Below are 25,784 nucleotides of genomic sequence, written 5' to 3' on the forward strand. Positions count from 1 at the left end.
CCGGGGTCCGCCGCGGCGCCCTCCCGCTGGCCGCCGTCGGCGCCATGGCGCTGCCGTGGCTCGTCGCCGGTGCGCTCTCGCCCTCCGGCGGCACGTCCGATCCCGACGGCATCGCGGCCTTCGCCGCACGCGCCGAGAACTGGGGCGGCACGCTGCTCGCCGTCTTGGGAACCGGTGGCATCTGGAACGCCGGCGCCGTGCCGCCCGGCCGCGGGTCCGCGCTGGTCCCCGTGGTGACGCTGCTCCTGCTGGCACTCGCCGGATTCGGCTGGCTCGGCCGGGACGCCCTGCGCGGGGCGGGACACGGACTGGTGGTGCTGGGCGTCGTCGGGGTCGTCCTCGCCTGCGCGGCGGCCGTGCCCGGGGGAGCGGACCTCCTGGAGGCCGCCGTGCGCACCGTCCCGGGGGCCGGGATCCTCCGCGACAGCCAGAAGTGGGCCGCCTGGTGGGCGCTGCCGCTCGCCATCGGCGCCGGCCTCGGGGCGCGCCGGCTGACTGCGGCCGTGCGGACCCGCGGACCCGTCGTCCTGGCCGGTCCGGTCGCCGGAGCCGCCCTGCTGCTCCCGCTGATCGCCGTGCCCGACCTCGTCTGGGGCGTCGGGGGCCGGTTGCAGCCGGTGGCCTACCCGGCCGACTGGCAGCGGGTACGGGACGTCCTCGCCGACGACGACGGTCCGGGAGACGTGCTCGTCCTGCCGGTCGGCGCCTACCGGTCCTTCGCCTGGAACGACGACCGCCCGCAGCTGGACCCGGCTCCGCGGTGGCTGGACCGCCCGACGGTCGTGGACGACGAACTGGTCGTCGGCGACCGCTCCGTGGCGGGGGAGGACGCCCGCGCCGCGGAGGTGGCCGACGCCGCCGGGGACCCCGTCGGCCTCGCGCGGCTGGGCGTCGGCTGGGTGCTGGTCGAGCACGGCACACCCGGTGCGCCGGTGGCGTCGGCGGTCGCCGCGCTGCCCCTCGCGATGGACGGGGAGGACCTCGACCTGCACCGGGTCCCCGGCGCCGTCAGTGGCCCGGAGCCGTCCCCCGGTCGGGTGACAGCTGTCGTGCTCGCTCACGCGTGTGCACTCGGAGTAGTGGTGGGGGCGGTGTTGTGGATCATGGGAGCGGCCTCTACGGTCACCCTCCGTCGTCGTCCCCTACGGAAGCGAGTCACAGAATGAAGACCCTCGTCGCTGCGCTCCTGGCGCTCGGCGCTGGAGCCGTGCTCGGAATCGCTGCTGTCGTCGGCGTCAAGGCCGCGGTCGGTACCGACACCGTCGATGTGAGCAACCAGCAGCCGATCGACGTCCTGCAGTACGGCAACCGCGGCTGATCCCCGCACCGCGGCGGACAGCACCCCGGCGAAGCCTCTGATGCTCGCCGCCCAGGTGTACGCCGCGGCGTGACGGGCCGCGGCCTCGCCCATCCGGAGGCGAGCCGGCCCGTCCGTGAGCAGCCGGTCGACGGCCTCGGTCATCTCGTCGAGGTCGTCGACCAGGACTCCGGTCCGCCCGTCGAGGATCGACTCACGCAGACCCCCGGCCGACCGGTAACCCACCGTCGGCACCCGGTGCCCACCGGCCTCGGTGACCACCAGGCCCCAGCCCTCCTTCACCGACGGGCACAGCTGCACCCAGGCCCGGGCGAGTTCCTCGTGCTTGGCCTGCTCGTCGAGGAAGCCGTGGAACTCCACGAGCTCGGCGACCCCGAGCACCTCAGCGCGAGCCCGTAGCTCGCCCTCCCACCAGCCCTCGCCGACGATCGACAGCCGCAGCCCCGGCCGGCGGTCCTGCAGCCGGGCCAGCACCTCGATGGCGTGCTCGACGCGCTTGTGCGGGACGAGGCGTCCGAGCACGACCAGGCGCGGCTGCGCCGACGGCGCGGCGGCGACGGCCGGCGGCGGCTCGACACCGTTCGGAACGACCGTCACCCGGTCGGCCGCGATGCCCAGGCTGGCGAGCTCCTCGGCGGTCGCCCCGGAGACCGTGACGTAACGGCTGCGGCGGTAGATGCGCGGCGCGACGACGGACTCGATCCACCAGCCGACGGCGCCGCCGATCCGGCCGAAGACGATCGGCCACTGCTCGCGGTGCACGTGGTGGACGAGGACGACGACCGGCCGGCGGGTCACCAGGGAGCTGCCGAACGGCAGTCCGTTCTGGACGTCGACGACCAGGCGGGGCCGGTGCCGCAGGACGTGCAGGAGCGCGCGGGGGTAGACGCCGAAGCGCCCGCCGCGGCGCACGATGCGGACGCCCTCGACCACCTCCTCGGCGGGAGCACGGTCGTGGGCGGCGCAGAACATGGACACGCGCAGGCCGGAGGCCGCCAGGCCCTCCGCGATGCGGTGGACGTAGCGTTCCGAACCCCCGCCTTCGGGGTGAGAGACGTCCCGCCAGTTGACGAACAGGACATCGATCGACGTTGATCGAAAGAGCACCGCGGGAGACTACCTGCGAGTAACTATGTTTCCACCAGCCCATTCACCGCAAAGGACGGGACGCCAGGAAATGGCTCGCACCCGCACGTTGTCCCGATCGGTCGAGCTGTTCGGCGCATTTCTCAAGGAGCAGACGGATCCCGACCTGTTCTACGGCGTCCTGGCGGCGGACTCGGTCTCCCAGCTGGGCGGACACGTCTCCCTCGACGGGGTGACCGTGCTCGACGTGGGCGGTGGCCCCGGGTACTTCGCCGACGCCTTCCGGGGGGCCGGCGCCACCTACGTGGGCCTGGAGCCCGACGCCGGCGAGCTCGCCGCCCGCGGGACCGTCGAGCCGGGCACCCTCCGCGCCAGTGGCGAGGCGCTGCCGGTCCGGACCTCCTCGGTCGACGTCTGCTACTCCTCCAACGTCCTCGAGCACGTGCGTTCGCCCTGGACGATGGCCGCCGAGATGGTCCGGGTGACCAGGTCAGGAGGCACGGTCTTCCTGTCCTACACCCCGTGGCTGTCGCCCCACGGTGGCCACGAGACCGGCCCGTGGCACTACCTCGGCGGGTACCGGGCCCGCCGGCGGTTCGTCGCCAGGTTCGGGCACGAGCCGAAGAACCGCTTCGGGGAGTCGCTGTTCCCGGTCTCGGTGGGTGCCGCCCTGCGCTGGGCCCGGCGGTGCGCCGACGCCGACCTGGTGGCGGCCTATCCGCGCTACCACCCGTGGTGGGCGGCCTGGGTCGTGCACGTGCCCGGCCTGCGGGAGATCGTCTGCTGGAACCTGGTCCTCGTCCTCCGGAAGCGGTAGTCCGGCCTGGTACGGACCCGTACCGCCCTCGATACCGGGGCGTACCAGCGGCCCGGTTAATCCTTTGGAGTGACTGGACTCACTCCTGGTACGCCTCCGTACCGACCGGTATTGGGTTTGGGGCTACCCGCCAGTAGGGTTGCGCCGCTGCGACGGCGATGGAGCCGGCGCGCTGAGCTGAGGAGCAAACGGCATGCGACGACGCGCCATCGGGCTGGGGCTGCTGGGGGTGGGGGCGTTCCTGCTCGCCGCGGCGTTGGCGGTGCGGGTGTTCCTCGTTCCGGTCATGGTCCGGCTGCCGCTCGACCAGACCGGGTCGACCACCGTCTCCGACGAGAACGCGACGTACTTCGACATGAAGGAGCTCGAGCAGAAGAGCGGCTTCGTCGAGGCCAACGTGCAGGTGGAGGGCGACCCCGAGGCCGAGGACGCCGACTCCGACGTCGCCGTGTGGCTCTCGGGCACCGCGATCACCGACGAGGATGGCGAGCTCGTCACCCCGACCACGGAGTCGACGATCTGCCTCGACCGGCACAGCGCGGAGTCCGTGCCGTGTGATGCCGCGCAGATCAACGACGAGCCCACCGACATCGAGGGCCTGACCGTGACGTTCCCGCTCGGCACCGAGGCGCGGGACTACGAGGTCTGGAACTCCAACATCGGCGCGGCGGTCCCCGCGCGCTACGTCGGCGAGGAGGAGGTCGAGGGGGTCACGGTCTACCGCTTCGAGCAGTCCATCCCCGAGACGGTCATCGACGAGCGCGAGGTGCCGGCGGCGCTGGCCGGTGGGTCGGGCAGCGGCAACGTCACCGCCGAGGTCGTCTTCAGCAACGACCGGACGCTGCTCGTGGAGCCCACGAGCGGAAAGATCGTGAAGGTGACGGAGAACCCGGTCACCGTCCTGCGCGGCCCGAACGGGTCCACCGGCGTCACGATCCTCTCGGCCCAGTTCTCCCCGGAGGACGCAGCCGTCCGCGACAGCGCCGCCGAGGCCGCGGACACCCGCGACCAGATCACGCTGATCAGCACGGTGCTTCCCTGGGCGCTCGCCGCGCTGGGCGTCGTGCTCGCCCTCGTGGGTCTGCTGCTCGTCCTGACGGGGCGCCGGGGCGCGCACAGCGCCCCGGATGCCGACGTTCCCGAGTACGCCGTCCCTGCCCGTTCCTGAGCCGACGCGAGAGGTCCTCTCTCCCTGACGCACGCCATGGTGATCACGCTCGAGCGGGAGCCCGCCGGACCTCGTCCGGCGGGCTCCCGCGCGTCCGCGGCACCCGTCGCGTCGCCGCCGTCGTCGTCGGGCTCCGTGCTCCTGTGGCGGGCCCGGCTGGCAGCGGCGTGCCTGGGCTTCGTGGGGCTGGCCCTGTCCCAGTCGCCCGGGCGCGTGCTGGCCGACACCAAGCTGGACATGGCCGTGGACCCCCTGGCCTTCCTCGGCCGTGCGTTGCAGCTCTGGGACGCCGAGGGCTTCGCCGGGCAGGTGCAGAACCAGGCCTACGGATACCTGTTCCCCATGGGCCCGTTCTTCGCCCTGGGCGACGTCGTGGGCCTGCCCGCGTGGATCGTGCAGCGCCTCTGGCTCGCGCTGCTGCTGTGCACGGCCTTCCTCGGCGTCGTCGCTCTGGCGCGGCGGCTGGGCATCGGCACCCCCGCCACCGCGCTCCTCGCCGGGGTCGCGTACGCGCTGGCGCCCCGCGTGATCACCGCACTCGGGGCGACGTCCGTGGAGATCGTCCCCATGGCCGTGGCCCCCTGGGTGCTGGTGCCCCTGGTCGGAGCCGCGGCGGGGCAGTTCCCCCGCCGGGCCGCCGCACTCTCCGGGCTGGCGGTCTTCTGCGCGGGAGGCGTCAACGCCGTCGCCGCGGCCACGGTGCTCCCGCTGCCGGTCCTGTGGCTGCTCACCCGGCCGGCCGGTCGTGCGCGGCGGCGCCTGGCGGCGTGGTGGGCGGCGGCCGTCGTCCTCGCCACCGCCTGGTGGGTCGGTCCGCTGCTGCTCCTGGGGCGGTACAGCCCACCGTTCCTCGACTACATCGAGACCGCCGGGACGACGACCGCGCCGACCGACGTGCTGTCGGTGCTGCGCGGGACGGCGCACTGGGTCGCCTCGCTGGGGTCGCCGACCGGGCCGCACTGGCCGGCCGGCTGGGCGCTGGTGCACGACGTCCTGCCGGTGGCCGGCACCGTGCTCCTGGCGGTCGCCGGCCTCGTCGCGCTGACCCGTGCGGAACTTCCCGAACGCACCTGGCTGGTGCTCGGCGTGCTGGCCGGCACCGCGCTGGTGACCCTCGGCCACGTCGCCACCGTCGACGGGCTGCTCGCCGATCCGCTGCACGCCGCGCTCGACGGCCCTCTCGCACCGCTCCGCAACGTGCACAAGTTCGATCCCGTGCTGCGGCTGCCGCTCGTGCTCGGCCTCGCCCACCTGGCCGCGCTCCTGTTCCGTCGCGGCCGCCAGGACGTCCCGCGTGCACCGGCGGCCTGGCGACGCCGCGTCGCACGGGACGGCGCCCGATCCGGCCTCGTCCTGCTCGCTCTGGCGCTGATCTGCACCGCCTCCCCGGCGGTGGCCGGAAGGCTCGCGCCGCCGACGGGCTTCGAGCAGATCCCGGCGTACTGGCAGCAGACCGCGGACTACCTCGCCGAGGCGCAGCCCAGTGGCCGGGCGCTGCTGGTGCCCGGGTCGTCGTTCGCCACCTATGCCTGGGGCAGCCCCAACGACGAGCCGCTGCAGCCCCTCGCGCGTTCCCCGTGGGAGGTCCGCAGCGCCATCCCGCTGACCCCCGAGGCGCACATCCGTATGCTCGACGGGGTCGAGCAGAGCCTGGCCCGCGGCGAGGGCTCGGCCGGGCTGTCCCGTTTCCTCGCGCGGGCCGGCATCTCCCACCTGGTCCTGCGCAACGACCTCGACAGCAGCGTCGCGCGCTCCACCCGTCCGCTGCTGGTCCGTCAGGCACTGGAGAACTCGCCGGGGATCGAGCGCGTTGCCGGGTTCGGCCCGCCCTTCCCGGGCAACCTCCTGCTGCCCGGCCTGGTCTACGACGCCGGGCTGGGGGAGCCGGGGTCGGCCGTCGAGATCTACGAGGTCGCGGATCCCGCGCCCCGGGCCTGGACCGCGCCGCTGAGTGACGCGGTCGAGGTGGCCGGCGGTCCGGAGGCGGTGCTGGCGCTCGAGGAGCGGGGTCTGCTGACCGATCGCCCGACGGTTGCGGCCGGGGCCGCTCCGGCGGGGGTGAGCACCACGATGGTGAGCGATGCCCTGCTGCGGCGGGAACGCACCTTCGGCCGCATCACCGACGCCGCATCGGCCGGGCTCGCTCCCGAGGACCCCCTGCGACTCGAGGGCCCGGCCCGCGACTACGCCGTCGCCCTCCCGGAACGCACGGAGAGCGACGTGCGCTACGGCGGCGGCGTGCCGAGCGCCTCGAGCTCCGAGTCGGACCCCGACGGCCTCCGTGGCACCCGGCCCGACGCCCAGCCGTGGGCCGCGCTCGACGGTGATCCCACCACCGCATGGCGCCCGGCCGACCGGCTCGGTGAGCCCCAGGCGGTCTGGTGGCGGCTGGAGACCGACCGCCCGTTCCTCCTCGCCGGCACCATCACCGTCGTCCTGCCCGCAGGCGGCGCGAGCGACCCACCCGACCGGGTCCGGATCACCACGGACGCCGGCTCGTTCAGCGTCGCGCTGGCCGACACCGACCAGCCGCAGCTGCTGCCGGTGCCGACCGGGCGCACCGACACCCTGACCATCCGCTCGGCACCCCTGCCCGGCGGCGGGGACGACCCGGGGCTCGCCCTGGCGGAGGTGCGGGTGCCCGGGGTCTCCGTGACGCGCACGGTCGTCACCCCGGAACCGGCCGGTCCCGTCGACGTGTACGCGTTCGACGCCGCCGGCCCCGCGGCGTCGGGGTGCGTGACCGACGCCGACGGGGAACCTCGGTGCGCGGCCGCCCTGGTCACCGGCGCGGAGGAGGCGGGCGGGCTGGACCGCGCCTTCGCGGTCGAGCGGCGGGCGGACTACGCCATGACGGTGACCGCCGTCCCGCGGCCGGGCCCGGCGCTCGACGCCCTCCTCGCGACGGCGTCCGGCAGCCGGATCGGCGTGACGGCGAGCAGCACCGCCGTGCCCGACCCGTCGGGGAGCGTCGCGGCGGCCGTCGACGGCGACCCGGCGACCGCCTGGCTGGCCGCCCCTTCCGACCGGCAGCCGACGCTCGAGCTGACCTGGCCGGAGCCGCGCACCGTCGATTCGCTGCGGGTGTTCACCCGCCCCGGGCTGGCCGCCGCGGTCCCGACCACCGTCACCATCGACGCCGGGAACTTCCCCCGGACGCTGAACCTGGACGGATCGGGCCGGGCCACGTTCGCCCCGGTCACCACCGATCGGCTGCGCCTGACCTTCGGCCTTCCGCTGGAGCTCACCTCGTTCGACCCCTACACGCGGGCCCTGACCCCGCTGGGCGTCGGGGTGAGCGAGCTCGAGCTGGGCGACGCGCCGCCGGCCCGGTCCCTGGACCCGGACGCCGTCGTGTCGGTGCCCTGCGGAGAGGGGCCGGTCGTCACCGTCGACGGCACGCCCCGGCAGACCTCGGTGCGCACCACGGCCGGTGCGCTGCACGACCTCGAACCGGTGGAGCTCACGCTCTGCGCCGGCGCGGCGACCGCCGATCTGGCGGCCGGCGAGCACCGGCTGGTCGCCGCCGGCACCGACACCCTCGCCGTCGACTCCGCGACGCTGACCCGCGTCGGCAGCGACGTCTCCGGCACCGGCTCCCGGACGGCCGTGCGGATTACCCGGTGGGACGCCGAGAACCGCAGCGTGCACGTGGCCGCCCGCCGCGAGGCCACGCTGCTCGTCGTCCCGGAGAACACCAACCCCGGCTGGACGGCGACCCTGGACGGACAGCGGCTGGAGACGGTCGCCGTCGACGGGTGGCAGCAGGGCTACGTGTTGCCGGCCGGGGCGGCCGGCACCGTCGAGCTGGACTTCGGGCCCGGGCTGCTCTACCGCTGGGCGCTGGGCATCGGCGCCGGGGCGGTGCTCCTGCTGATCGCGCTCGCCGTCCTCCGCGGGCGACCCGCCCGCCCGTCGTCCCCGTCCGGGCGACGGTGGTCCGCCGACGCGCTGGTCGTCGTCGCGGCGATCGCCGGCACGGCGCTGGTCGGCGGGATCGTCGGCCTCGGTGCCCTGCTCGTGGCGGCTCTCGGAGGCACGCTGGCGGGGCGGCGCCGAGCAGCCTGGCTCGGCGCCGTGGCGGCGACCGCACTCGGCGGTGCGGGTGTCCTCCTGCTGGTCGATCCCGGCGGAACGGGCACGGCGCGGCAGGTCCTGGCCGTGATCGCCCTCGGCGCGGTCGTGGCCTCGGCGCTGCGGCTCCCGGGCGGCGGCCGTTCCGGAGCGGCGGTCCCGCTCAGGTCGTGAGCGACTCCGCCGGCCGGTCGGGAGCGGGGGACACCCCGCCGGCGTGACCCGCGCCGCCCGGCTCGGGAACGGCGCCACGGCGGTCCGGCACGACGTTCCGGAACCGCTGCACGAGCGGCCGCTCGAGGAACCGGTAGGACAGGGCAGCGGCCACGACGGCGACGCCCCACGTGCCGACCAGGACGACGGGCAGGGAGTGCGTGAAGGGCTCCCACAGGACCAGCATCAGCGGCATGTGGAACAGGAAGATGCCGTAGGAGACCTCACCGAGCCAGTTGAGCGGCCGGCTCGCCAGCAGCCGGCGGGTCCGGCCCGCGGTCTGGTCCCCGAAGACCAGCGGCCAGAGCACCAGGGCCGCGATCGCCGTGAAGAGCACCACCTTGGTGGCCCCCTCCGCTCCCGTGAATGCCACGTCCAGGCTGACCGGTCCGGTGAGCGGGCCCGAGGCGATGAGGAACAGCGCTGCGGCACCGGCCCAGCACGTCCAAAGGCTCGAGCCCAGTTCGGAGGCCCGGCGGACGGGCGCCCACCCGGGGGCCGAGACCGACAGCACGGCCATCGCCATGCCGGCGGCGAACCAGGGCAGGTAGGCCGGCAGCCACAGCTCGAGCGGAGCCAGCACCAGCGCGTCCGAGGCCGACCAGTAGATCCACGCGGGGCCGACGAGCGAGAGCAGTCCCAGCCCGGCGAGCAGCCGTCGCGGTCGCCATCCGGAGCCGCCCACCTTCAGGAGCCCGGCCACCAACCAGGGCAGGACCAGGTAGAACGCCACCTCGGTGGACAGGCTCCAGGCGTGGTCGAGTCCGCTCCCGGTCCAGTCCCGCGAGTAGAGCTGGACGAGCCCGAGGAAGCGGAACCAGTCGCCGGCGGTGGCGTCCTCGTTGCCCGGCAGGAACGACATCGCCGCCACGACCAGGAGCCAGTACGCCGGCAGGATGCGCAGCGCGCGCCGCCACAGGAAGGCGCCCGTCCGGGGGGCCGGACGGCCCTCGGCCGCGGCGCGGAACAGGGGCTGGGACAGCAGGAAACCCGACAACGCGAAGAACAGCGCGACCCCGACGTCCAGGCGCGCCAGGGCGTGGCCGGCGGTGTCCGGGGTGTACGACGCGCTCCAGAAGGCCGTGTGGGTGGCCACCACCGCGGTGGCAGCGATCACCCGGAGGCCGTTCAGGCTGGGGTAGCGCATGGGGCTCACTTCGCGTCCGGAGGAATGGGGAGGGCGCGCCCGACCGTCACGACACCGACGCAGATCGGCCGCGCGGGGTCCTCGACCGCCAGGACGACGCGGTCGACCGAGCCGCTCACCTGGACGTACAGGTCGTGCAGCCCGGTGCCGACGAGAGCTCCCGTGACGGTGTCGCCGGCCTCGACCCGGACGACGTTGGCCTCGCCCGCGAAGTAGGACACCTTCACGATCCAGCTGTCGTCACTGGTCGCCCGGGAGAGCGGCACGTCCGCGGCGTCGGCGCCGACGAGCCAGCCGCAGTCCGGTTCCGGTCCGGTTCTCGACGTGCTCACGGCGGTGACCGCCGCCAGCTGCGGCCGTCCCGCGGGGTCGAGCGCCGTCAGCTGGTTGGCGCTCTCGCCCTCCTGCAGTACCCACGGGAGCCCGGGAGCCCCCGCCAGGACGGCGGCCGTCGTGTGGGCCGGGGCCAGGGCGCCCGGGATCACGGCCTCGGGCACGGGGGCGTCGACGAGCACGAGGTCCGTCCGGCCGGTCAGCCCGGCACGTGCGGCGTCGACGAACTCGTGGGCCGCGTTGTCCGACCAGTGCTGGCCGAAGGCGGACGAGGAGACGAGGAGCCCGGCGCCCAGCGCGGTGACGGCGACGGCGCCCAGGGCGGGGCGGGTCGCCCAGCGGAGCACCCGCCGTCCGGCACCGCGGGTGACCCAGCCGCGACGGCGGAGCACCGTCGGTGCGCCCCGGACCGGGAGGGACGCGAGTGCCAGCCCGAGCGCGGCGACCAGCGCGACCACGGCGGGCGGAACGACGCCGGCGGGCAGCTCGGGATCGGCCGCCGCGGTGGGGGAGAAGGCCCCGCTCACGAGCACGACGACGGTCGTCGCCGCGGCCAGGAGCCACGCGCGCAGCGCCCCGCGGTGGACCAGCACGGTCGTGAGGATCACGGCAGCGACGGCGACGGCCGCCGCCGTGGCCGACGCGGCCGATGGGTCCGGAACCGCCAGCGGCAGGACGGCGGGGGACCACTCCCACGGACCGCCGACCAGACCGGGCAGCACGGTGCGCATCAGGGTCCCGAGCAGGTCCCGGGCGTTGTCCGCCGGCGCCGAGACGTCGACCGGCGGCCCCGCTGAGGAAAGCGCGCGAGCGGCCAGCCCGACCGCCACCGCGGCTCCCTGCGCCAGCCACACCTGGCGGGAACCGGCGAGGGTGCCCCACAGGGCGGTGCCCACCAGGAGCAGCAGCGGCACCAGCGCCATCCCGGTGGAGAACAGCAGCCCGACCGCCACCGCGAGCGCGCTGGCCGCCATCGCGCCGGTGCGGCCGGTGCGCAGGTGGCGGACGTGCCCGGTGACGGCGATCAGGAGGGCGAGCTGCAGGGGCAGCTGCACCAGCGCCGCGCTCCACCACAGTCCACCGACCAGGGGCAGGGAGCTGGCGAGGTACACGGCCAGCGGGAGGAGGACGGCCGGGCGGCGGCCGAACAGCTGTACCAGCAGCCCGTAGAGCAGCAGGTCCACCGCGAGCTGCCCGACCAGTTCGAGGGCGACGAACGCCGGCCACGACATCGGCGCGAGGGACGCCATGACCCGGGCGAGCGCGGCGGCGCCAGGAGGACCGGGGACGTCGACGGGCAGGCCGGCCGCTGCCGCGGCGGCCAGGAAGTCCTGGCGCAGGAACCAGCCGCCGGACGCCGTCCACAACCGCACCAGCAGGGAGAGCGCCACCAGGATCCCGGCAACCATCGGGACGACGGCCTCGCGGTCGACGCGCGGCATCGCGACGGATCGTCGCGGTCGACCGGGGTCGGTATCCCCGATGACGTCGACACTGACGTCCGCGGGTGCGCTCATCGGGCTCCGTTTCACCTGAGACAGGTCCCGAGCAGCCTAGATGCCGTTGTTACCGACCGGTAGCAGAGGGCCGGGCTGCGTGCGGCGGAGGCCGAAAGCTCACTCCGGCGGGGGAATCCCGGCCGACGTCGGGCTCAGCCGCGCTGTTCCAGCAGCCCGACGACGGCCGCCGTGGCGACGTCGCAGTCCTCGCGGATCTGCTCGGTCTCACCGCGCTCGACGCGGGCCAGCATGAGTTCGTTGATGCCACCGACGGCCGCCAGCACCAGCTCGCGGCTGACCGGGCGGACCTCGTCGGGGTGCTCCACGGCGAGGCCGTCGGCCACCTCGCAGAGGAGGTCGACGTAGCGGTCGATCATGACCCGCCGGAGGGCCAGCGCCGGCCGGCCGGCCGCCTGCACCTCCACGAGCGCCGTCCAGGCGACGGCGGGGCCGTCGGCGAGCGTCTCCAGGTAGGCGCCGATGCCCAGCCGCAACCGATCCCGCCAGGGCAGGCCCGCCGACCGGGCGCGCTCCTGGGCCTCCCGCACGACGGTCAGCACGTTGTCGTTCGCGCGGGAGTAGAGCTCGAGCAGGCACTGCTCCTTGTCCCGGAAGTGCGCGTAGACGACGGTCTTGGAGACCCGCGCCTCCCGGGCGATGTCGGAGATCGTCGTCGCCTGGTAGCCCTTCTCCGTCATGCACGAGGCGAGCGCCCACAGGATCCGGCCACGACGGTGTCCGTCGTCCACGGCCGGGTCGTCGGCGGGATCCACGAGGTTGCGCATCGCGCGCGACTGTAACGGGCAGATCCGTTGCGGTGACCGAACTCACCGGGGCGGAGCGGAAGGTGTTCGGCCGGGACGACGTCATCCTGAGGTGACCATGCTGCACGTCCGTTCCCGGTGACCGGGCCCGCCGCCCGGCCGTCCCGCCGCGCGTACGTCGTCTGGCTCGTGGCGCTCACCGCCTACGTGGTGGCGGTGTTCGACCGCGCCTCCCTCGGGGTCGCCGCGGTCGACGCGCAGGAACGGTTCTCCGCCGGGGCGTCGGCGGTCTCCCTCTTCCTCGTGCTCCAGCTGGCGGTCTACGCCGCGCTGCAGGTGCCGGTGGGCGTCGCGCTCGACCGGTTCGGCAGCCGGCGGATGATCCTGGCCGGCGCGGTCACCATGGCCGCCGGACAGCTGGTGCTCGCGCTGGCCACCGACGTGCCGACCGCCATCGCCGCCCGCGTCCTGGTCGGCGCCGGCGACGCGATGACGTTCATCAGCGTGCTGCGGGTGATCGGCCTGTGGTTCCCGGGCCGCACCGTCCCGTTGATCACCCAGCTCACCGGCATCCTCGGGCAACTGGGCTCGATCGCGGCGGCCTACCCCCTGGTGGCCCTCCTGCACGGCACCTCGTGGCGGACGACGTTCCTCGGCGCCGCCGCCACCGGACTGGTCGTCGCGGTGCTGGTCCTGGTCGCCCTGCGGGACGCCCCGGCCGGCACCGTGACCCCGCCGCCGGCCGGCCTGGCCGAGCTGAAGCGCAACCTCGCCGACACCTGGCGCGAACCGGGCACCCGCATCGGGCTCTACACGCACCTCGTCACCCAGTTCTCCGGCACGGTCTTCGCCCTGCTCTGGGGCTATCCCTTCCTCGTCGTGGGGGAGGGGCGCTCACCGACGACCGCGGCCGGGCTGCTGACCCTGCTCGTCGTGGTCGGCATGGGCGTGGGCCCGCTGCTGGGCCGGCTGTGCGGCCGGTGGCCGCTGCGCCGGTCGGTGCTGGTCTTCTCGATCCTGGCCGCGACGGCCTCGATCTGGACCGTCGTCCTGCTCTGGCCGGGGCGGGCGCCGCTGCCGCTGCTGGTCGTGCTCGTCGTCGTCCTGGGCACGAACGGGCCCGGCTCGATGATCGGCTTCGACTACGCGCGCACCGAGAACCCGCCGCAGCGGATGGGCAGCGCCAGCGGCGTGGTCAACGTCGGCGGGTTCGTCGCCTCCCTGTTGACCATCCTCGCCGTCGGCGCGGTGCTCGACCTGCTCACGCCGGGCTCGTCGACCGACTACGACCTCGGCGCCTTCCGCGCGGCGTTCTCGGTGCAGTACGTGTTCTGGGCGATCGGGCTGGTCGGGGTGCTGCGGCACCGTCGGGAGCTGCGCGAGCGGCTCGCCCGCGACGGCGTCGTCCTGGCGCCCCTGCACGTCGCGGTCGGCGCCCGGCTGCGAGGCGGTTCGGCGTACCGCTGACCCGCGCGGGCGTGGATAGTGACCGTCATGAACCGGGTGTCTCGGGCGGCCGCCGCGGGGCTCGGCGCTCTCGCCGCCGTCGCCGTCCGTGACCTCGTGCAGCGCCAGCACACGCTGCTGCGCAACTTTCCCGTGATCGGGCACGCCCGCTACCTGCTGGAGGAGATCGGCCCCGAGCTGCGGCAGTACCTCGTGGCGGGCAACAACGAGGAGCGGCCGTTCACCCGCGACCAGCGGCGCTGGGTCTACGCCTCGGCGAAGAAGGACAACAACTACTTCGGCTTCGGCACCGACAACGACCTCGAATACACCGCCGGCTATCCGGTGATCAACCACAAGACGTTCGGCCGGGCGGTGCCGCCGACGCACGTCCAGGCCGGGGAGAACGTGCCCCTGCCGTGCGCCAAGGTGCTGGGCGCCGCGCGCGGCCGGGCGCAGGCCTTCCGGCCGAACTCGGTCGTCAACATCTCGGCGATGAGCTTCGGCTCGCTCTCGGGCGCGGCGGTGGAGGCGCTCAACCGGGGCGCGGCGATCGCCGGGTGCATGCACAACACCGGCGAGGGCGGGCTCTCCCGGCACCACCGGCACGGTGGGGAACTCGTCCTCCAGATCGGGACGGCGTACTTCGGCTGCCGCGATGACGAGGGCAAGTTCGACCTCCAGCGGCTGAAGGACCTGGTGGCCGGCGCACCGGTGCGCGCCCTGGAGATCAAGCTGAGCCAGGGGGCGAAACCGGGGCTGGGTGGCGTCCTCCCGGCAGCGAAGGTCTCGGCGGAGATCGCCGAGGCCCGGGGCGTGCGCCAGGGCGTCGACTGCATCAGCCCGTCCCGGCATGCGGAGTTCTCCGACACCGACAGCCTGCTCGACTGGGTCGAGCTGCTGGCGAGCGAGACCGGCCTTCCGGTCGGGATCAAGTCCGCCGTCGGCGACATGATCTTCTGGGACGAGCTGACCGACCTGATGAGCCGGACCGGTCGGGGCGTCGACTTCGTGACGATCGACGGCGGCGAGGGTGGCACGGGCGCGGCCCCGATGATCTTCACCGACTCGGTGTCGCTGCCCTTCCAGCTCGGGTTCACGCGCGTCTACTCGAGGTTCGCGCAGCGGGACCTGCAGGAATCCGTCGTGTTCGTCGGCGCCGGCAAGCTCGGCCTGCCGGACAACGCGATCGTGGGCTTCGCCCTCGGCGTCGACATGATCAACGTCGCCCGCGAGGCGATGCTGGCGATCGGGTGCATCCAGGCACAGAAGTGCCACACCGACACCTGCCCCACGGGGGTGGCCACGCAGAACGCCTGGCTCTCGCACGGACTCGACCCGGCGCTGAAGTCCGTGCGGGCGGCCAACTACGTGAGCACCCTGCGCCGTGACCTGCTCAAGGTCGCCGAGGCCTGCGGGGTCGAGCACCCCGGCCTGATCGAGAGCAGCGCGGTGGAGGTGCTGACCGGGCGGACGGCGTCGACCCCGCTGCACGAGGTGTACGACTACCGGCCGGGCTGGGGACTCCCGTCGGCTACCGACCGCGCCGAGATCGCCCGCATCATGACCACCGAGGCACCCCAGGGCGGCAGCGCGCCGCCGTCCGACGACGCCGTCGGCTGACCCCGCTCAGCTACCGCGGAGGAGTTCCCCGAAGTCCGTGGTCGGGTCGGCGAAGGGGTCCACCGGCCGAGCCGCCGCCGGCCGGCCGGACACCAGGTCGGCGAGCTCGCCGGCCGCCCGGTCGATGCGGTCGGCCAGCGCGCGGTCGACACCGCCCGCCCCTGCCCAGTCCTCCGACGCCGCGAACACGCCGGTGGGCACGGTGACCGCGCGCAGGTAGGCGAACAGCGGGCGCATGGCGTGCTCGAGTGCCAGCGAGTGCCGGGCGGTGCCGGCCGTGGCGCCGAGGAGGACGGGCTTGCCGACCAGCGCCTCTTTGTCCAGGACGTCGAAGAAGGTCTTGAACAGCCCGCTGAAGGACGCCGAGAAGATCGGTGAGACCGCGATCAGGCCGTCGGCGCCGGAGACCGTGTCCACCGCGCCGCGCAGGGACTCGTTCGGGAAGCCGGTCACGAGGTTGTCGGCGAGGTCGCGGGCGTGCGCGCGGAGTTCGACCACCTCGACGGTGGCGTCGTCCCCGCGGGCGCGGAGCGCGGCGACGGTGGCGGCGGTCAGCCGGTCGGCCAGCAGCCGGGTCGAGGAGGGGTTGCTCAGCCCGGCGCTGACGACGGCGAGGGTGCGGGTGGTCATCAGGCCTCCACCTCCGCGGCGGCCTGCCCCGTCACAGAGTCGGTGGCGGCGTACACGGTGGCGTCGCGGGCCCCACCGGCCGCGGCCACGAGCGACGCGTGCGTCGGCGCCTCCGGCACGTGCGCGGGCTTGAGCGCGGCGAACTCCTTGCGGAGGACCGGTACGACCTCCTCGCCGAGGAGGTCCAGCTGCTCGAGGACCGTCTTCAGCGGCAGGCCGGCGTGGTCGATGAGGAACAGCTGGCGCTGGTAGTCACCGACGTAGTCGCGGAAGCCCAGCGTCCGCTCGATCACCTGCTGCGGGCTGCCGACCGTCAGTGGCGTCTGCGAGGAGAACTCCTCCAGCGACGGGCCGTGGCCGTAGACCGGGGCGACGTCGAAGTAGGGGCGGAACTCCGTGACGGCGTCCTGGCTGTTCTTGCGCATGAACACCTGTCCACCGAGGCCGACGATCGCCTGGTCGGCGCTCCCGTGGCCGTAGTGCTCGAAGCGGCGGCGGTAGAACTCGACCATCCGCTGGGTGTGCTCCGGCGGCCAGAAGATGTGGTTGTGGAAGAAGCCGTCGCCGTAGTACGCGGCCTGCTCGGCGATCTGCGGGCTCCGGATCGAGCCGTGCCAGACGAAGGGCGGGACGCCGTCCAACGGTCGGGGCGTGGAGGTGAAGCCCTGCAGCGGCGTGCGGAACTTGCCCTCGGAGTTCACGACGTCCTCGCGCCAGAGCTGCCGGAGCAGGGCGTAGTTCTCGACGGCGAGCTCGATGCCGTCGCGGATGTCCTTGCCGAACCAGGGGTACACCGGGCCGGTGTTGCCTCGGCCCATCATCAGGTCGACCCGGCCGTCGGCCAGGTGCTGGAGCATCGCGTAGTCCTCGGCGATCTTCACCGGGTCGTTGGTCGTGATGAGCGTCGTGGCCGTGGAGAGCAGCAGTGTGGAGGTCTTCGCCGCGACGTACCCCAGGTAGGTCGTGGGGGAGGACATCACGAAGGGCGGGTTGTGATGCTCTCCCGTCGCGAAGACGTCGAGCCCGACCTCCTCGACCTTCTGCGCGATCGTCACCATCGCCTTGATCCGCTCCGCCTCGGTGGGCGCGCGCCCGGTGGTGGGATCCGGCGTGATGTCGCTGACGGAAAAGATTCCGAACTGCATCTCGATCTCCGTTGCTAGTTGAAAGTGCAACTACTGATCGGCTCAACACAGAGAACCCGGTCGCTATGCCCGAGCCGGAGCCGCACACCCGGATCCGCCGGAAACGCGGCCAGGAACCGGTCGGACATCGACGGAACGTAGCCGTCCTGGCACAGCCAGCGGAACTACGCCGGTGGTACTTCACGGTCAGGTCACGGAGCCGTTCCGCCGGGTCCGGTTCTGGCACTGTCCGACCGCGAGCAGGACGTCGTGCTGGAGGGGGAACCATGGGTCGGCGTATGGAAAAAGTGGCGGGTGGCGATGCCGCCGGTCAGTCGGGCGGGCCGGTCTCCCGGCCCAATCTGGCCGGCGATCTCGACGAGTTGCTGGGGGTCCGGCCGATCTTCCGGACCCGGATCCACGGGTACGACCCGCTCCAGGTCGACAACTACGCGGCCTGGGTGGAGACGGAGCTGACCACCCTCCGGCGCGAGGTCGACCACCTGCTCGTCCGGTTCGGGAACTGCTCGGCCGAGCTGGAGATCTCCCGCCGGCTGCTGGCCGACGCGCCCCGGGGGCGAGAGGTCGTGTTCCCGGTGTCCGACCGGGTGCAGGAGATGCTCCAGCTCGCCTCCGACGAGGCCGCCGCCCTGACCGATGCGGGTGCCCAAGAGGCCGAGCAGATCCTCGCCGAGGCGCGGACGGAGGCCGACGCCCGGCTGCGCAAGGCGCACGAGATCAAGGAGATGGCGGTCGTGGCCGCCGACGAGCTGCGCGACCAGGCGCGCCGCGTCCGCGCCGAGGCCACCGCGGCCCTGGAGCAATCCCGGCGGGACGCCGCGGAGCTGCTGCGCGCCGCCGCGGTCGAGCGGGAGCGGCTCGACGCCCAGGCGGCGCTCGAGCGCGACCGCCTCGCCGAGGCCGCTGCGGCCCGGCTGGCCGGTGTGCAGGCCGAGGTGGACGACCTCCGGCGGCAGCGGGACCAGGCCCGGCAGTCCCTCCGCGGGCTCACCGACCGGATCGGGGAGGCGCTGCAGGCGGTCGCCGCGACGGGGCCGGACGAGATGCGCGGCACCAACGTGGCGGTGGAGGGCATGGTCGCGGCCGATGACGTGCGCGTGCTCGTGGGGCGGCCGTCTCCCGTTCCCTCCTGACCGCGCCCGGCAGGGAGCGGCAGCGCGGGCGGATGAGAGGCTTCGCCCAGGCGCACCGGGTGCCGCGACGAGGAGGCAGCCGTGGACGAGGTTCGCGAGGCCGTGACGGTCGAGGGCGGGATCCTCTTCGGCCACGACGGGTCCACGTGCGCACAGGAGGCGCTCCAGTGGGCCGGGCGGTTGGCCCTCCGGGCCGACCTGGACCTCCATGTCGTGCGTTCCTGGTCGCTGACCACCGCGCCGCGGCCGGCCACCTGGACGCCGGGATACGTGCCGCCGCTGGTCGACTGGGAGAAGGCGGTCCTCGACGAGCTCACCCGGCACGTCGCAGTGGCCGAACTCGACCCCGGCGTCCGCGTGAGCTGTTCCGTGGTGCACAAGGCGCCCGCGCCGGCGCTGACCGCCGCCGCCGAGGGGGCGAACCTGCTGATCGTGGGGGCTCGCGGTCATGGCGGCTTCGCGGGGCTGCTCCTCGGCTCGGTGAGCGACCAGCTCGTCCACCACGCCCCGTGCCCGGTCACCGTCGTCCGTACCGGCGCCTTCGGCCGGGAGCTGCCCCCGGCCTGATGCCGCTGGGTCTCAGTCCGACGGTGCCGTGCCGTAGATGGCCCGCAGCCAGATCTCGAGCAGCACGTCGACGGCCCCCGTCTCGGCGATCGCCGGGCCGTCGCCGGTGAAGGTCGCATAGAGCACCCGCTCGTTCATCGACGTGAGTGCGACGGCGATGTCGCGGGCCGGTGGCCCCGCGGGCGCCGCGCCCCGCTGGCGCTCGGACTCGATCGCCTCCGCGCACCGGAGCACCCAGCCCTCGAAGACCTGCGCCCAGAGCTGCCGGATCTCGGCGTTCGTCGAGCGCGCCTCCGCCCACGCCAGCGTCAGCGCCCGGTGCGCCCGGAACGTCTCGTAGTAGGCGGTGATGGCCCGCCGCCAGCCCTCGCGCGGGCCGCTCGCGCGGCCGCCGAACGCGTCGGTCGTCGCCGCATCCGCCTCGGCGACCACCCGGTCGAGCAGAGTGAGCAGGACGGCGTCCTTCGAGGCGAAGTAGAAGTAGAAGGTGGGCCGGGAGATGCCGGCGCCACGGGCGAGGTCGTCGACGGAGATGGCGCTCAGCGGTCGTTCGGCCAGCAGCCGCTCGGCCGTGGTGAGGATGGCCAGCTCGCGGTCGTCGCCCGACGGGCGCACGGGACGCCGCCCACGGGAGGTGGGGGAGTCGCTCGCGGGCACCGGCACGATCGAAGAATACCGGCGCTCCCCGTTTCTCGACACCCTGTTGACTCGTTCAACAGCACGTCGATAACGTCGGTGCAGCACCGTTGGCGAGGCACAGCGTCGCGGCAGCGCCGTCCCCCGGACCAGTCTTTGGAGAGCGCACATGGCAACGGAGCACGTCGACGTCCTGATCGTCGGAGCCGGGCTGTCCGGCATCGGGGCCGCCTGCCACCTGCAGGAGGACTGCCCCGGCAAGACCTACGCGATCCTCGAGTCCCGGGGCGCGATCGGTGGCACCTGGGACCTCTTCCGCTACCCCGGGATCCGGTCGGACTCGGACATGTTCACCCTCGGCTACGCGTTCCGGCCCTGGAAGGACTCCCAGTCGATCGCCGACGGCGAGGCCATCCGGCACTACATCCAGGACACCGCCCGCGAGTACGGCGTCGAGGACAAGATCCGCTTCCACCACCAGGTCGTGTCGGCCGACTGGTCGAGCGAGGACGCCCGCTGGACGGTGACCGCGCGGCGCAGCGACACCGGCGAGACGGTGGAGCTGACCTGCTCGTGGCTGTCGGCCTGTTCCGGGTACTACCGCTACGACGAGGGCTTCCGGCCCGACTTCGAGGGCGAGGACCGTTTCACCGGCGAGCTGATCCACCCGCAGCACTGGCCCGAGGCCTTCGACGCGACGGGCAAGCGCATCGTGGTGATCGGCAGCGGCGCCACCGCGGTGACGCTCGTGCCGAGCCTGGCGCCCGACGCCGAGCACGTCACCATGCTGCAGCGGACGCCGAGCTACATCCTGTCGCTGCCCGGCCGCGACCCCCTGGCGCAGTGGCTGCGCAACAAGCTGCCCGCGAAGCTCGCCTATCCGATCGTGCGGTGGAAGAACGTCCTGCTCTCGACGCTGCTGTTCCAGTTCAGCCGCCGCCGCCCCGCGGCCGCGCGGAAGCTGATCCGCCGGCTCACCGAGAAGCAGCTGCCCGGCTTCGACCTCGACACGCACTTCAACCCGCCGTACGACCCCTGGGACCAGCGCCTCTGCCTCGTCCCGGATGGCGACCTCTTCCGCACTCTGCGCCGCGGGGACGCCTCCATCGCCACCGGCCGGATCGCGAACTTCACCGAGAAGGGCGTGCAGCTCGAGTCGGGCGAGCACCTGGACGCCGACGTGATCGTCACCGCCACGGGCCTGAACCTGCTGCCCATGGGCGGCATGACCCTGAGCCTCGACGGCGAGCCCGTCGACGTGTCGAAGACGGTGTCCTACAAGGGGATGATGATCTCCGGCGTCCCGAACTTCACGATGGTGATCGGCTACACGAACGCCTCGTGGACGCTCAAGGCCGACCTGGTCAACCGCTACGTCTGCCGGCTGCTCGACCACCTCGACGCCGAGGGCTACGCGTCGGCCACGCCGGTCGCACCGCCCGAAGGGGCCGACCTGCCGTTCCTCGACCTGGCGTCGGGCTACGTGCAGCGCAGTCTCGACAACCTGCCCAAGCAGGGCTCCCGGACACCGTGGCGCCTGCACCAGAACTACATCCGCGACGTGCGGCTGATGCGCCGCGGTTCCCTGGAGGACGAGGGCATGACCTTCCAGCGGCGCACGCCGGTCACCGCGATCGAGAAGGCGGTCGCCTGATGGACGCCTACCGGTTCGCCGGCGGCACCGCGGTCGTGACCGGGGCGGCCAGCGGCATCGGGGAGGCGCTCGCGGCCCAGCTCGCCGAGCGCAGCAGCCACCTGGTGCTGGTGGATCGCGACAAGGACCGGCTGGGCGACGTCGCCGACCGGGCGCGGGCGGCCCACCCCGGCCTGACGGTCGCGACCCACGTCGCCGACCTGTCCGACGACGAGCAGACCGCGGCGCTCGCGGCGACGCTGGCCGCCGACCACCCGGAGACCACGCTGCTGGTCAACAACGCCGGCGTGGCCCTGGGCGGCCGGTTCGACCAGGTGACCCTCGAGGAGTTCGACTGGGTCATGGCGGTGAACTTCCGCTCCGTCGTCCGGCTGACCCACGCGCTGCTGCCGGCGCTCAAGGCGCACCCGGGCGCGCACCTGGTCAACGTCTCGAGCGTGTTCGGCATCTTCGCCCCCGCGGGCCAGGCCGCCTACTCGGCCAGCAAGTTCGCCGTCCGCGGCTTCAGCGAGGCCGTGCGCCACGAGCTGGCCGAGGACGGCGTCGGCGTGACCGTCGTGCACCCGGGCGGGATCAAGACCCGGATCGCCGAGAGCGCGCGGACCGGGTCGGGAGTCTCGGTTGAGGAGTACGAGCAGGGGCGCAAGCAGTTCGCCAAGCTGCTGACGATGCCCCCGGAGAAGGCCGCCGCGCAGATCGTCGAGGCGATCGAGAACCGCCGGCCGCGGCTGCTCATCGGCTGGAGCGCCAAGGTCCCCGACGTCCTGGTGCGGTTGATGCCCGGGTCGTACTGGAAGCTGATCGCCCGCCGGGCGGGGCGCCCCGCCCCGCGTTGACGGCGGACCGGGCCGGGAAGCGACGCCTCCCGGCCCGGACCCGTCAGCGGCCGGCCTGCAGAGCGGCCAGTTCGTCGGCGACGCGCTGCTCGTGCTCGACCTCGTCCTGCTTGGCCCGGCGGGGGGTCCACCGGCCGCTGAGCACGAACACGAACGGCAGGAAGAGGACCTGGCCGGCGACGCACACCCACCACCAGGTCTGCCACTGCCCCGGGTTCTCCTCGGCCGCCTTCGCGACGTCGGGACCGTTGGCGGAGAGGTACTCGAGGTCGTCCGCGCTGAACGCCGACGCGGCACCCTGCAGGTCACCGGCGTACGTCGCGGCCGCCTGCAGACCGGCCTGGACGTCGGCCGAGGCGAGGCTGGTGAGCAGCTGGACCGCGGTCGCCTGGTCGACCCCGAGACCGGCCATGATCTGACCCACCGCGGCGGCCTGGGCCGCCTGGTCGAACGGGTTGGACTGCAGGGTGGCCAAGGTGGCCGGCTCGATCACCGTGACCGTGGCGAGCTGGCCGCCGCTCACGACCGACTCGACGCCGCTCGCCTCGTCCTCGCTCGCACCCTCGGCCCGCGCGACCTGGCCGAGCAGGGTCGCCAGGGCGTCCTGGTCGGTCGGGTCGGCCTCCACCCGGGCGGCGAGGTCGGGGTCGATGCCGGTGACGATCGCGAACTCCTGCGGGTGCTCCTCCTGCATCGCGGTGATCCGGGATCCCTGGTCGACCAGGATCGAGGTGGCCGGCACGACCACGGTCAGGACCGCGAGCGACGCCGTGACCACGATGCGCAGGATCCAGCCCCAGATGGCCAGGCCCGTGGCGGTGGCCGCGGGATTGTGCCGCTCCACGGTCTCGGTGAAGCTCGCCATCCACGCGACGTAGGCCATGCCGCCGCCGGTGGCGCTCAGCACGAAGTAGCAGGCGATCGTGTAGTAGCCGGTGTCCGGCTCGGTGACCGAGAGCGCGAAGAGGATGCCTCCGACGAGGCTGATCGCCGTCCCCACGATCATGAACGGCTTGCGCACGCGCAGCTTGTCCGAGAGCACGCCGGTGACGACCAGCGTGACGGCGTTGGCGATCCAGTACCAGTTGGCCAGGGAGTTGGCCCGCGCCTCGGAGTAGCCGTAGACGGTGGCGAAGTAGACGACGGCGAAGCCGACCAGGATGTAGTAGCCCAGCAGGAAGATGCTGATCGCGAACGCGGAGCCGATGATGTCGAACCGGAGCATCTGCCGCCAGGAGCCCTTGAGCGCCTGCTCCGGGTCGAGCCCGGCGGCCTTCGCCTCGATCAGTGCGCGGTCGCGCATGCTCACCATGAGCTGGTCGCGCAGGGCGGGGGACAGCTCGCGCAGCCCAAGCAGGGCGACGACGAAGACGACGAGCCCGGCGATGCCGCACACGTAGAACTGCCACCGCCAGTCCGGGTGGCTGTCGAGGGTGTTGCTCGAGACGGTGGTGACCACGAGGCTGCCGAGCACCGGGCCGAGGGTCCAGAAGCCCATGGCCACGCCACGGCCCACCTGGGGCGAGAAGTCGCGGATCAGCGCGGGGGTGGCGACCAGGACGACGCCCTCGACCAGGCTGAGCACGGCGAAGAGGACCGTGTAGACGGTCTTGTTCGGGGCGTTGGGCAGCCCGACGGCGATGAGCAGCCCGGTGATCAGCAGGCCACCGACGACCAGGTTGGCGCGGCCCCAGCGGTCGGCGAGGCCGGCGAACAGGGACGCGAAGGCGCCGACCGCGTTCCCGATGACCGAGACGAACACGAAGTACGTGAACGACATGCCGAACTCGGCGATGATCTGGGTGGCGACCGCGCCCCCGATGTAGAGCTCGTAGTACAGGACGATCGTGGCGAGGACGGTGATCGCCAGGTAGAGCGAGCGCATCCCCGTCTCTGGGTAGTGGGGGAGCTTCCGGTCCCAGAGCCGCCGCAGGCCGCTCGGTGCTGCGGCCGGGCCTCCCGCGTCGCGGCTCGGAGCTGTCGTCGTGGTCACGTCGATTCCTTCCCGGCGGTGAGCCGAGGCGAGAGGGTGGCTGTGTGGCGCAGGCCACACGGCGGCGCACGCTAGTGACACCGCGTCGGCTGGGTCAACGAGGTGTCGAGTGACGCGCCGTTTGCGTGTCGCAACGATCAGTGATCGGACCGGTGCGCCCCGCCCCGGTGATGCCGCGAGCCGTCCCGTCCGATGGACTGACGGAGTGACCGCCGAGCATGACGTCTCCCCGGATTTCGTCCGCGCGCACACGCGCCCGGCGCACCCGCCGCTCGTCCCCGAGGTCACCCTGCACGTGGCCGACGACGTCGTGGCCCTCTGGGAAGCGGTGGAGGAGCGGGGCCGGACGCAGGCCGAGCCGCCGTTCTGGGCGGCGGCGTGGCCCGGGGGTCAGGCACTGGCCCGGTACGTGCTCGATCACCCCGAGGTCGTCGCCGGGCGCACCGTGCTCGATCTGGGCTCCGGCAGCGGGCTCGTCGCCGTCGCGGCGCTGCTGGCCGGGGCCGGGTCGGTGATCGCCAGCGAGGTCGATCCCTACGGAATGGCGGCGATCACGGCGAACGTGGAGGACAACGGCGTCGGGCCGGTGACGGTGGTCGGCGACCTGCTCGACGAGGACCCCGACGACGACATCGACGTCGTCCTGGCCGGTGACGTCTGTTACGACCGCGAGATGACCGCGCGCGTCCTGCCGTTCCTGGGGAAGGCATGGCTCGGGGGAGCGGCGGTGTACCTCGGCGACCCGGGCCGGCCGTACGTCCCGAAGGAGGGACTGGTCGAGGTGGCAACGTTCGACGTCGCCGATCCCGAAGGGGTGCAGGTCCGCCGGACGACGGTCTGGCGGCTGCCCTGAACCGGGGCCGCGAGATGCATCACGTGTGGAATTCCGGGCTCCCGATTGTCACGACTCGATAACGACGGCTACCGTGGCTGGCGTCCGGCAGGTCGTCACGTCCCCGACCGGGGAGTCCGCGCCGGACGCCGCCGAGTCGCCTGCGGTCTCTGACGAGATCCGGGTGAGCCGGGGACCCATCGCAGTACTGGGGTGAATCCTTCCCTCGAGCTCCGCTCGAGGGCGGGTAGGGCTTCTTCCCGCCCGAATCCGTCAGCTAACTCGGTAGGCGGCCGTCGGAAGAAACGGAGAGCCGTCCCGTGGCGCGTCCACGGGCACACCCTGCACGGAGCAGCAGCCGGCACGGATAGTCCCGCGGGTTCCTCCCGCGCTGACCCCGGCCCGCACGGCCCGGACCTGCCGCGCTGCACCTTCCACGTCCGCAGTCCTACGCCTGCGCCCTGCGCGGGCCGGTCCGCTGCGCCCGAACTCCCGGAGCACCCGCACCTCATGAACCTCCGCACCCTTGCTTCTGCCCGTACCCGAGGCTTCCGTCCGGTTTCCCGCCGGCGCCCCGCCCTCTACCTCGGCGTCGCCACCGCCGGCGCCCTGATGGTCAACGTGCTCTCCGCCGGCGAGCCCGCCGCTCACGCCGACGCCCAGCCGACCTCGGTCAGCATCGCCGCGGAGCTGGGCATCCCGGCCCAGGAGACCGAGATCGCGCACGAGGAGGCCGTCCGCCCGCTGGAGCAGCTCACCGCGAGCCGCAGCGAGCGCGACGCCGACCAGGTCGCCGCCGCCCAGGCGCAGGCCGCCGCCGACCAGGCCGTCCTGGACGCGCAGGCCGAGGCCGCCCGCGTGGCCGCCGAG

At 73.4% G+C, this 25,784-nt stretch carries 18 protein-coding genes, 2 pseudogenes and 1 riboswitch; of the genes and pseudogenes, 12 read left to right on the forward strand and 8 right to left on the reverse strand.

The annotated features are described in order from the left end of the window. A pseudogene (locus E4P38_RS23090) lies at window positions 1–1,166 on the forward strand (hypothetical protein); the annotation flags it as partial. Here E4P38_RS23090 and E4P38_RS21900 read toward each other — a convergent pair. Next, complete coding sequence (locus E4P38_RS21900; RefSeq protein WP_209309242.1) at window positions 1,058–2,425, reverse strand: glycosyltransferase family 4 protein; 1,368 nt, start codon at window positions 2,423–2,425, stop codon at window positions 1,058–1,060. The pseudogene E4P38_RS23090 and the gene E4P38_RS21900 overlap by 109 nt on opposite strands. Window positions 2,426–2,495: 70 nt before the next feature. Here E4P38_RS21900 and E4P38_RS21905 point away from each other — a divergent pair, with 70 nt between their 5' ends. The 3 genes from E4P38_RS21905 (at window position 2,496) to E4P38_RS21915 (ending at window position 8,637) form a co-directional block, all read left to right on the forward strand. After that, window positions 2,496–3,221, forward strand: coding sequence for a class I SAM-dependent methyltransferase (locus E4P38_RS21905; protein ID WP_135134113.1), 726 nt, complete (start codon window positions 2,496–2,498; stop codon window positions 3,219–3,221). A gap of 193 nt (window positions 3,222–3,414) precedes the next feature. After that, complete coding sequence (locus tag E4P38_RS21910) at window positions 3,415–4,389, forward strand: DUF3068 domain-containing protein (RefSeq protein WP_135134114.1); 975 nt, start codon at window positions 3,415–3,417, stop codon at window positions 4,387–4,389. A gap of 36 nt (window positions 4,390–4,425) precedes the next feature. Then, window positions 4,426–8,637 (forward strand): alpha-(1->3)-arabinofuranosyltransferase family protein, encoded by a 4,212-nt coding sequence (locus E4P38_RS21915; RefSeq protein ID WP_135134115.1) that lies wholly within the window; start codon window positions 4,426–4,428, stop codon window positions 8,635–8,637. On the opposite strand, the gene E4P38_RS21920 is transcribed toward E4P38_RS21915, so the two are convergent. The 3 genes from E4P38_RS21920 to E4P38_RS21930 all read right to left on the reverse strand — a co-directional run bounded on the left by E4P38_RS21920 (window position 8,627) and on the right by E4P38_RS21930 (window position 12,440). Continuing rightward, a complete protein-coding gene (locus E4P38_RS21920; RefSeq protein WP_135134116.1) occupies window positions 8,627–9,823 on the reverse strand; it encodes an acyltransferase in 1,197 nt (398 codons plus the stop codon). The two genes, E4P38_RS21915 and E4P38_RS21920, sit on opposite strands and share 11 nt — an antisense overlap. A 5-nt stretch (window positions 9,824–9,828) precedes the next feature. After that, a complete protein-coding gene (locus E4P38_RS21925) occupies window positions 9,829–11,598 on the reverse strand; it encodes a hypothetical protein (RefSeq protein ID WP_135134117.1) in 1,770 nt (589 codons plus the stop codon). 209 nt (window positions 11,599–11,807) lie between these two features. Continuing rightward, entirely contained in the window at window positions 11,808–12,440 is a 633-nt protein-coding gene (locus tag E4P38_RS21930) for a TetR/AcrR family transcriptional regulator (protein ID WP_135134118.1), read from the reverse strand. Window positions 12,441–12,557: 117 nt separating this feature from the next. Here E4P38_RS21930 and E4P38_RS21935 point away from each other — a divergent pair, with 117 nt between their 5' ends. Continuing rightward, window positions 12,558–13,886 carry an MFS transporter gene (locus tag E4P38_RS21935; RefSeq protein WP_135134119.1) on the forward strand — a complete coding sequence of 443 codons (1,329 nt, stop codon included), beginning with the start codon at window positions 12,558–12,560 and terminating at the stop codon, window positions 13,884–13,886. 27 nt (window positions 13,887–13,913) lie between these two features. After that, complete coding sequence (locus tag E4P38_RS21940; RefSeq protein WP_135134120.1) at window positions 13,914–15,488, forward strand: FMN-binding glutamate synthase family protein; 1,575 nt, start codon at window positions 13,914–13,916, stop codon at window positions 15,486–15,488. 6 nt (window positions 15,489–15,494) lie between these two features. Here the strand turns inward: E4P38_RS21940 and E4P38_RS21945 are convergent, their stop codons facing one another. Then, window positions 15,495–16,118 (reverse strand): FMN reductase, encoded by a 624-nt coding sequence (locus tag E4P38_RS21945; RefSeq protein WP_135134121.1) that lies wholly within the window; start codon window positions 16,116–16,118, stop codon window positions 15,495–15,497. After that, entirely contained in the window at window positions 16,118–17,263 is a 1,146-nt protein-coding gene (locus E4P38_RS21950) for an LLM class flavin-dependent oxidoreductase (RefSeq protein ID WP_135134122.1), read from the reverse strand. Before E4P38_RS21950 ends, E4P38_RS21945 begins: the two co-directional genes overlap by 1 nt. Before the next feature lie 278 nt (window positions 17,264–17,541). Here E4P38_RS21950 and E4P38_RS21955 point away from each other — a divergent pair, with 278 nt between their 5' ends. Both E4P38_RS21955 and E4P38_RS21960 read left to right on the forward strand, forming a co-directional pair. After that, window positions 17,542–18,396, forward strand: coding sequence for a hypothetical protein (locus tag E4P38_RS21955; protein WP_135134123.1), 855 nt, complete (start codon window positions 17,542–17,544; stop codon window positions 18,394–18,396). 81 nt (window positions 18,397–18,477) lie between these two features. Continuing rightward, entirely contained in the window at window positions 18,478–18,963 is a 486-nt protein-coding gene (locus E4P38_RS21960; RefSeq protein WP_135134124.1) for a universal stress protein, read from the forward strand. Window positions 18,964–18,975: 12 nt separating this feature from the next. Here the strand turns inward: E4P38_RS21960 and E4P38_RS21965 are convergent, their stop codons facing one another. Beyond that, the gene (locus tag E4P38_RS21965) at window positions 18,976–19,626 is read right to left on the reverse strand and encodes a TetR/AcrR family transcriptional regulator (RefSeq protein ID WP_245161222.1); all 651 of its coding nucleotides are present in this window, start codon (window positions 19,624–19,626) and stop codon (window positions 18,976–18,978) included. A 142-nt stretch (window positions 19,627–19,768) separates the two neighbouring features. On the opposite strand from E4P38_RS21965, the gene E4P38_RS21970 reads away from it, so the two are divergent. Together E4P38_RS21970 and E4P38_RS21975 are read left to right on the forward strand one after the other, a co-directional pair. Then, a complete protein-coding gene (locus E4P38_RS21970) occupies window positions 19,769–21,253 on the forward strand; it encodes an NAD(P)/FAD-dependent oxidoreductase (RefSeq protein ID WP_135134126.1) in 1,485 nt (494 codons plus the stop codon). Next, complete coding sequence (locus tag E4P38_RS21975; protein ID WP_135134127.1) at window positions 21,253–22,089, forward strand: SDR family NAD(P)-dependent oxidoreductase; 837 nt, start codon at window positions 21,253–21,255, stop codon at window positions 22,087–22,089. The genes E4P38_RS21970 and E4P38_RS21975 overlap by 1 nt, the downstream gene beginning before the upstream one ends. A 43-nt stretch (window positions 22,090–22,132) precedes the next feature. Here E4P38_RS21975 and E4P38_RS21980 read toward each other — a convergent pair whose 3' ends face one another. Continuing rightward, entirely contained in the window at window positions 22,133–24,082 is a 1,950-nt protein-coding gene (locus E4P38_RS21980) for an MFS transporter (RefSeq protein ID WP_209309243.1), read from the reverse strand. 205 nt (window positions 24,083–24,287) lie between these two features. Here E4P38_RS21980 and E4P38_RS21985 point away from each other — a divergent pair, with 205 nt between their 5' ends. Both E4P38_RS21985 and E4P38_RS21990 read left to right on the forward strand, forming a co-directional pair. Beyond that, window positions 24,288–24,935 (forward strand): 50S ribosomal protein L11 methyltransferase, encoded by a 648-nt coding sequence (locus E4P38_RS21985; RefSeq protein ID WP_135134128.1) that lies wholly within the window; start codon window positions 24,288–24,290, stop codon window positions 24,933–24,935. 119 nt (window positions 24,936–25,054) lie between these two features. Continuing rightward, window positions 25,055–25,221, forward strand: a riboswitch (cyclic di-AMP (ydaO/yuaA leader). Between the two features lie 203 nt (window positions 25,222–25,424). Further along, a pseudogene (locus tag E4P38_RS21990) lies at window positions 25,425–25,784 on the forward strand (hypothetical protein); the annotation flags it as partial.

Source organism: Blastococcus sp. CT_GayMR16, from assembly GCF_004570875.1.
Classification (GTDB): domain Bacteria; phylum Actinomycetota; class Actinomycetes; order Mycobacteriales; family Geodermatophilaceae; genus Blastococcus_B.

Coding starts and splice junctions, on each gene's coding strand:
- E4P38_RS21905 (WP_135134113.1), top strand. CDS start 2,496: ATGGCTCGCACCCGCACGTTGTCCCGATCGGTCGAGCTGTTCGGCGCA.
- E4P38_RS21910 (WP_135134114.1), top strand. CDS start 3,415: ATGCGACGACGCGCCATCGGGCTGGGGCTGCTGGGGGTGGGGGCGTTC.
- E4P38_RS21915 (WP_135134115.1), top strand. CDS start 4,426: ATGGTGATCACGCTCGAGCGGGAGCCCGCCGGACCTCGTCCGGCGGGC.
- E4P38_RS21920 (WP_135134116.1), bottom strand. CDS start 9,823: ATGCGCTACCCCAGCCTGAACGGCCTCCGGGTGATCGCTGCCACCGCG.
- E4P38_RS21925 (WP_135134117.1), bottom strand. CDS start 11,598: ATGCCGCGCGTCGACCGCGAGGCCGTCGTCCCGATGGTTGCCGGGATC.
- E4P38_RS21930 (WP_135134118.1), bottom strand. CDS start 12,440: ATGCGCAACCTCGTGGATCCCGCCGACGACCCGGCCGTGGACGACGGA.
- E4P38_RS21940 (WP_135134120.1), top strand. CDS start 13,914: ATGAACCGGGTGTCTCGGGCGGCCGCCGCGGGGCTCGGCGCTCTCGCC.
- E4P38_RS21945 (WP_135134121.1), bottom strand. CDS start 16,118: ATGACCACCCGCACCCTCGCCGTCGTCAGCGCCGGGCTGAGCAACCCC.
- E4P38_RS21950 (WP_135134122.1), bottom strand. CDS start 17,263: ATGCAGTTCGGAATCTTTTCCGTCAGCGACATCACGCCGGATCCCACC.
- E4P38_RS21955 (WP_135134123.1), top strand. CDS start 17,542: ATGGAAAAAGTGGCGGGTGGCGATGCCGCCGGTCAGTCGGGCGGGCCG.
- E4P38_RS21970 (WP_135134126.1), top strand. CDS start 19,769: ATGGCAACGGAGCACGTCGACGTCCTGATCGTCGGAGCCGGGCTGTCC.
- E4P38_RS21975 (WP_135134127.1), top strand. CDS start 21,253: ATGGACGCCTACCGGTTCGCCGGCGGCACCGCGGTCGTGACCGGGGCG.